Below are 7,280 nucleotides of genomic sequence, written 5' to 3'. Positions count from 1 at the left end.
TTCAGAGCAAATTAACAATAAATTACTATTATCTTCTTTCATCCAGACTGTACTGTCGGCTTTGGAATTTCACCAAATCATACCTTACGGTGCGTGGGCTTTACCACCGGTAGGGATTTTCACCCTGCCCTGAAGATATATTCAATTAAATACATTGTAATTGTATATTATTTATTTGTCAAATAATAAAAATCCGATTTTACTATTAATTATAGTTTTACTATAAAACCTTAGTAGCACCATCTTCCCTAATTTTTAAAACATAGCATGAGTCTTTACCAAAAACTTTTTCAATACCTTCCTTGTAGTCATTAACAAAGTCATTATTTACAAAAATTTGTATTGTTCCTGCAAAGCCACCGCCATGAACTCTACAAACACCATTGTTACCTAGTATTTTTTCAGATAGGGCTAATCCAACTGCAACTTCCTGTGATTTTGTATTACCAGCCTTGTAGATATTTTGAAGATATTTAAAGGAGCTGTCTCCTGAACTAGTTACTAACTTCTCTATTTTTTCAAGATTGTATTCTTCCAAAGCATCTACCATTTCCCCTACTCGTCTATTTTCATTAAAGAAATGAATAGCTCTTAAAGTTGCCCTATCTCCACATTTTTCTAAGACACTATTAATATTTTCATAAAATTCCTCTTCATTAACCCTTCTTAAATGTTCCTCGTTAAATACATTTGCAACTTTTTTCATTTCACCGGAAATCATAGTATATTCCTTGGATAAATCGGCATGGGAGCCCTTAGTGTCAACAATACAAATACTTAAGTTTAACTTTGAAAAATCAACATCTAAATTTTCAACTACTGGATTAGAAATATCCTTAAAATCTATAGTAATTAAATTTCCTATGGAACAAGCACATTGATCCATTAAACCACTTGCTTTGCCAAAATAAACAGTTTCTGCATATTGGCCTACTTTTGCAATTTCAACAGGGGAAATGCTCATATTATTATATAGTCCCGATAAAATAATTCCTATCATCACTTCAAAAGCAGCTGAAGATGATAATCCAGAACCTATTAAAACATCACTTGTAAAATAGCCCTTAAATCCTCCAACCTTGTAGCCTAAGTCCTTTAATCTACTAGTAACACCTCTAATTAAAGATTCTGAACTTTCCTTTTCATTTTCTTTTTTATCTAAATCATCAATTCTTATTTCATCTATTTTTTGATTATCACTTACAATATTAATATTTTCACTTTTACTAACTACTGCAATCATATCTAAATTTATTGCTGCTGCAACAACACGACCTAGTTGATGATCTGTATGATTTCCCAGTACTTCAGTTCTTCCCGGAACACTGTATATTTCAACTTCTTCATTTCCATATAAGGATTCAAATTTCTCTAAGGCATTTATATATCTTTCCTTTTGTTCTTCTATTTTATTTTCATCCTTATATAGTTTTAAAAAATCATTTTTTAATTTATCTTCCCTAATTAAATTTATAATCTCTCTTACCTTAAGCATCTTTTTCCTCTTTCTTCAATTAAATAGATTCTACAAACTCAATAAAAGCTTTACTTCCTCTTTCGTCTATTTTAAAAACACCACAATCATCTAAGGCCTTAACAAAAACTTTTGCTGTTTCATCTTCAATGAATTCCTTAATATTGTCTTCATTAAAATCTTTATTTTTTAAATCTTTATACCAATCATAATGTTTTTCTAAAGATTCATGTTTTTCTATCTTATCTTTACCTAATAAGCATTTTCCCAATAATTCTAATTCAGTTTTTAAACGAGCCGGTAAAATCGCCAGTCCCATAACTTCAATTAATCCTATATTCTCCCTCTTAATATGGTGAAGACTTTCATGAGGGTGGAATATTCCATAAGGAAACTCTTCTGATGTTCTGTTATTTCTTAAAGTTAAATAAATTATATACTCTCCATTTTCATAACGAACTATTGGTGTTACTGTATTATGTTCTACTTCATCTGTTTTATTTATAATATTTAAGTCTATATTGGAATAATTTTTCCATTTTTCCAATATAGTTGCAGATAATTTTAGTATTTCTTCCTTACTAGTAGAAGTAAGTCTAATAGTTGATAAAGGCCATTTTAAAAGTTCTACAGAAGTTAATGGATAATCCTCCAACCTTGTTGCATATAAAATCCTTGCATTTTCTATTGGAAAAGTATATCTACCTCCTTGAAAATGGTCATGAGATAAAATAGAACCTCCAACTATAGGTAAATCTGCATTTGAGCCAATCATATAATGAGGAAATTGTTCTACAAAGGAAAATAGTTTTGAAATAGTACTAATATTTATTTTCATTGGAATATGCTCTTTATTTAATACAATACAGTGCTCATTGTAGTATACATAAGGTGAATATTGTAAATAGTATAACTCCCTATCCAATTCTATTGGTATAATACGATGGGTTTGTCTAGCTGCACGATTAAAATCACCTTTAAAACCAACATTTTCCTTACATAGAGCACACTTTGGATATCCAGTAGAAACAATATTCTTAGCTTTTAATATTTCCTTAGGGTCTTTTTCCGGCTTAGAAATATTAATTGTTATTTCAATTTCGCCATAATTGCTATTGTATGTAAAGAATATATTTTTATCGGTTCTTGTTTTTCTAATATAATTTGAAGCTATTGACAGATTATAAAAATAATCTGTAGCACTATTTGGTCCTTCTTTTTCATATAAAGAGGTAAAATTATTAACTACTTCATTTGGACGTGGCATTATGCAATTCATAATTCTTGTATCGAATAAATCCTTTTCCGTTATAGAATCATCAATAATTCCCTTCTCTACAGAATATTCCAGCATCTCTTCTAATATTGGTACAGCTGTCGTTAGTTTTTCTTCAACATTTAAAAATTCAAAGCTATCTAACTGTAATACATCTAATAACATATTAACTGAATATTCAATATCATCTGTTTCTATTAATCCTTTTTGTAAACCAAAATTTATCAGTCTGTTAATTTGATAGTTCATAGTACTCTCCTCCATTATATTTATAATTTTATTATATCATTTTACTAAACATTATCAACTATTTTAGTAAAATATTGACTTTGTTTACTAAAATGATATAATTGATGTAAAGGAGGAATAATTATGAGTATTTTAGTTCTAGGAGGCGCCGGATATATAGGTAGCCATACAGTTTACAGGTTAATTGAAAAAGGTGAAGACATAGTTGTTGTGGACAATTTACAAACAGGATTTGAAAAATTAGTTCATCCAAAAGCAAGATTCTATAAAGGTGATATAAGGGACTTGAAATTTATGGATGAGGTTTTTTCAAAAGAGAATATTAAAGGAATTATACACTTTGCAGCTAATTCACTAGTTGGTGAAAGTATGACTAAACCTTTAGATTATTATGACAATAATGTTTACGGTATGATTTGTCTTTTAAAAACCATGGAAAAACACAAGGTGAAAAATATTGTATTTTCTTCTACAGCTGCAACTTATGGAGACCCTAAAAAAATTCCTATTACAGAAGATGATGAAACAAATCCTACTAATACATATGGTGAAACCAAATTAGCAATGGAAAAGATGATGAAATGGTGTGAAATAGCTTATGATATTAAATGGGTAGCACTTCGTTATTTCAATGCTTGTGGAGCACATGAAAATGGTATAATAGGAGAACTACACGACCCTGAAACCCACTTAATACCTTTAATATTACAAGTTCCTCTAGGTCTACGTGATACTATTTATATTTTCGGCGACGATTATGACACTCCAGACGGAACATGTATTCGTGATTACATCCATGTTAATGATTTATCTGAAGCTCATTTCAAAGCATTAAACTACCTATACGAAGGAAATGAAAGCAATGTTTTCAATTTAGGTAACGGAGAGGGATTTTCCGTCTTAGAAATAATAAATGCTGCAAAAGAAGTAACAAATCTACCTATTAATGTAGAAATAAGTCCAAGAAGACCAGGAGATCCTGCTAGACTAATTGCCAATAATAAAAAAGCAAAAGAAATACTTGGCTGGAATCCAGAATATACGGACATTAAGGAAATTATAAAAACTGCGTGGAATTTTTATTTAAAAAACAAATAAGGAGTTAAAATTATGGCTACTATTAGAGATATTGCTAAAAAAGCAAAAGTTTCAATTACAACAGTATCAAGAATTCTAAATGAGGACCCTACCCTACAAGTATCATCAGAAACTAGGAGGATAGTGAATCAAACTGCTAAAGAATTAAATTATACTGTAAGAAAAAAATCTAAAAGTAGTCATTCCTTTTCAATAGGCGTTTTACAATGGTTTTCTATAAAAGAAGAAATACAGGATCCTTTTTATTTATATATTAGACAAGGCGTTGAAGACTATTGTAGAAAAAACAAAATCGAATTAATAAGAAATTTCAAAGACGATATTAATTATATTGACTCATTAAAAGATGTAGATGGACTTATTTGTATAGGTAAGTTTTCAAATAAGGAAATTACCCTTTTTAAAAATAAGCATAAGAATATAATTTTTGTAGACTTATGTACCGATAAAATCACTGTTAATACAATTTCTCTAGATTTTAAAAATGCTGTCTATGATCTACTTAATCTTTTAAAAGCTAAAGACCATAAAAAAATAGGATATTTAGGTGGATTGGAATATGTTGATAAAAATATTTTATATGAAGATAAAAGAAAGAAATATTTTATAGAGTTTTGTGAAAAAAATAAAATAGAATATAAACCCTACTTAATTGAAGATTCCTTTAGTATACAGTCCGGATATAAAATGATGAAGAAATTAATTGAAAATAATAATCTTCCATCAGCAATATTTGCAGCTAGTGATTCAATAGCAATTGGAGCCTTAAATGCCCTACAGGAATATAATATAGAAGTTCCAAATACTATTTCCATAATAGGTTTTAATGACACCGTCGGCTCTAAATTTACTAACCCGCCACTTACAACGGTTCATGCTCCTGCTTATGAAATGGGAAAATACGCTGCAAACTTTATATATAATTTTCATAACTACAATATTCCAATAAATATGGTCTTTCCATGTAATTTAATAGAAAGAAAAACAACGTAATATAAAAAGTTACGTTGTTTTTTAATCCTATTTAAATTATAGTCTTAGTAAAATTTCCCTTAATTATTTTACCTTCTTTAAAAATATAGTCCATTGAATCCATAGTTAAATTTCTTATATTTTCTAAAGGGTCCTTATTTAAAACCAATAAATCAGCAAATTTCCCTTCCTCTAAGGTACCGGTAATATTATCTACCTTTAACATTTCTGCACCGGTTTTAGTTGCAGCTACAATTGTATCCATAGCTGATAGTTTAGCCTTTTCTACAAAGGAATACATTTCACCAATGGCAGTTTTTCCGTAAGGAGTTAAGGAAGAACAAAAAGAATCTGAGCCAATTGTTAACCCAATACCCTTTTTAGCAGCCTTTCTTAAGTTTTCATAAACTCTTTGTAACTCTTTTTCTGCTACAGTACTTCCCTCATATTTATCATGAATTTGTGGAATATATGGTGGCTCATAGGTTTTAAACCATTCTTGTAAAAATTGAATAGTTGGACAAAAATAAATTCCTTTTTCAGCCATAATACCTAGACATTCATCATTTAAAGTTTGTCCATGAATAATTAAATGGACTCCGGCCTTTGCAGAATTTAAAGCTCCTTCATAGCCTTCAGCATGACTCCATACCGGAATACCAACCATGTTACATTCATCAACAACAGCTTGGATTTCCTCCATCGTATAGTGGGGATCAAGTTTTTTATCCCAACGCCAAATTCCACCACCAGTTGACCATATTTTTATTGCATCAGGATTATCCCTTAAACGCATTCTTACAGCTTTTCTTAAATCCCAAGGTCCATCTACTCTTTCTGCCCATGGATGGCCTATACTATTGTATTCATAAGGTAATTTATGGGAATCTCCATGGCCACAAGTTCTGCAAAACCCCCTGCCTGTTCCAACAATTCTTGGCCCTTCCATTACTCCCTGTTCAACCATATCCCTAATATGAAGACCAATAAATCCAATTTCACCAACTGTTGTAACGCCACCTAGTAAAGTTTCTTTTGCTTGCTGCACTGCAACTACAGCCTTTTGCATAATAGGTTCCAATACCCAATCAGAATCATTGTCAGTTAAATTTCCAGAAAAATGTAAATGAGTATCAATAATTCCCGGCATAATTACCTTATTAGAACAATCTATTATACTATAATCACCAGATACTTCCTTGTATTTACCCACGTAAACTATCTTTTTGTTTTCGATAATTAAAGTACCTTTTTCAATAGGGTCTAATCCTCTTCCATCTATAATTTTTCCATTTATTAAAGCATATTTCATTTTTCAACCTCAATTAGAATAATTTAGTATATTATTATTGTAAATTGTTTTTATAAAATATTCCATAAATATATTAATTATTCTATTACACTAAGTTTTTCTATTATATTAATATTCTTTAAGTTTTTATTTAAAAAATATGAAATTATAAAAGATATTATAAATGTAAATATAGCTAATATTATAAATATAATATAATTATATTCATATTCTATTCCATATAAATATAATTCCGAATCATAATATAGAAAAGTTGAAACTATTTTTGAAAAAATTGCTATAAATAGTAACGACAATATACTAAAAATCATATTTTCAAAATATATAATTTTCTTTAAACTATTTATTTCCATACCAATAGCCTTATAAATATAAAAATCTTCCCTTCTAATTTGAATCCTATACTTTAAATTATTAGTTAAATTTAATAAAACTAAAACAAATGTTACAAAGGCTATTCCATAAATATAAATTAATTCCTTTCTATACATAGTGTCTACCTTTTCTTTTTCCTCAATTAAACTCCTAGCTGTAACTTCTCCATTTTCAACTGCTAATTCTATTAATTCCTCTTCAATTAGCCTATCTTTTGCCTCGCTTGAAGATTCATCCCTATTTACGTTAATTGTTAGATAAGTAGGATTATTAACTATTTTTCTTATATTTTCTTCACTTGTTATAAACAATGGGTAAACATGTTCTAATAAAGACACTGATTTCATATAGGGGTAATAGACTATTGCTGAGACTTTATACTCTTTTTCCAAATATTTTTTAGTATTATCTGAAAAATTCCAATATTCTTCAGAATTTATATTATTAATATCCGTATATTTGATTGTAATTGTATCTCCAACTTTATAATCCATAATGGCTAATCCGTTTTTAAAATAACCAAC

6 protein-coding genes and 1 riboswitch are annotated in these 7,280 nt (G+C 29.0%); of the genes, 2 read left to right on the top strand and 4 right to left on the bottom strand.

The annotated features are described in order from the left end of the window. Positions 1 to 26 precede the first annotated feature (26 nt). Positions 27 to 141: riboswitch (FMN riboswitch) on the bottom strand. Positions 142 to 220: 79 nt separating this feature from the next. Continuing rightward, positions 221 to 1,495 (bottom strand): galactokinase, encoded by a 1,275-nt coding sequence (locus WAO56_RS02450; protein ID WP_422144817.1) that lies wholly within the window; start codon positions 1,493 to 1,495, stop codon positions 221 to 223. Positions 1,496 to 1,514: 19 nt separating this feature from the next. Further along, a complete protein-coding gene (locus tag WAO56_RS02445; RefSeq protein WP_422144816.1) occupies positions 1,515 to 2,999 on the bottom strand; it encodes a UDP-glucose--hexose-1-phosphate uridylyltransferase in 1,485 nt (494 codons plus the stop codon). A 123-nt stretch (positions 3,000 to 3,122) separates the two neighbouring features. Between WAO56_RS02445 and galE the strand changes: the two genes are divergently transcribed. Then, positions 3,123 to 4,097, top strand: a complete 975-nt coding sequence (galE, locus tag WAO56_RS02440; RefSeq protein ID WP_422144815.1) for a UDP-glucose 4-epimerase GalE — start codon at positions 3,123 to 3,125, stop codon at positions 4,095 to 4,097. Between the two features lie 12 nt (positions 4,098 to 4,109). Continuing rightward, the gene (locus tag WAO56_RS02435; RefSeq protein WP_422144814.1) at positions 4,110 to 5,090 is read left to right on the top strand and encodes a LacI family DNA-binding transcriptional regulator; all 981 of its coding nucleotides are present in this window, start codon (positions 4,110 to 4,112) and stop codon (positions 5,088 to 5,090) included. 31 nt (positions 5,091 to 5,121) lie between these two features. Here the strand turns inward: WAO56_RS02435 and WAO56_RS02430 are convergent, their stop codons facing one another. Together WAO56_RS02430 and WAO56_RS02425 are read right to left on the bottom strand one after the other, a co-directional pair. Then, positions 5,122 to 6,381, bottom strand: coding sequence for an amidohydrolase family protein (locus WAO56_RS02430; protein WP_422146238.1), 1,260 nt, complete (start codon positions 6,379 to 6,381; stop codon positions 5,122 to 5,124). A 77-nt stretch (positions 6,382 to 6,458) separates the two neighbouring features. After that, positions 6,459 to 7,280 (bottom strand): FtsX-like permease family protein (locus WAO56_RS02425; RefSeq protein WP_422146237.1); only part of this gene is annotated, 822 nt, incomplete at its 5' end.

It is taken from the genome of Miniphocaeibacter sp. (assembly GCF_049276255.1).
Taxonomy (GTDB): Bacteria; Bacillota; Clostridia; order Tissierellales; family Peptoniphilaceae; genus Miniphocaeibacter.
The sequence above is the reverse complement of the archived record's forward strand: the minus strand, read 5'-3'. Positions and strand labels throughout refer to the sequence as shown.

Excerpts from the sequence above, each read along its gene's own strand:
- WAO56_RS02430 (WP_422146238.1), bottom strand. The coding sequence starts at position 6,381 with ATGAAATATGCTTTAATAAATGGAAAAATTATAGATGGAAGAGGATTA.
- galE (WP_422144815.1), top strand. The coding sequence starts at position 3,123 with ATGAGTATTTTAGTTCTAGGAGGCGCCGGATATATAGGTAGCCATACA.
- WAO56_RS02435 (WP_422144814.1), top strand. The coding sequence starts at position 4,110 with ATGGCTACTATTAGAGATATTGCTAAAAAAGCAAAAGTTTCAATTACA.
- WAO56_RS02445 (WP_422144816.1), bottom strand. The coding sequence starts at position 2,999 with ATGAACTATCAAATTAACAGACTGATAAATTTTGGTTTACAAAAAGGA.
- WAO56_RS02450 (WP_422144817.1), bottom strand. The coding sequence starts at position 1,495 with ATGCTTAAGGTAAGAGAGATTATAAATTTAATTAGGGAAGATAAATTA.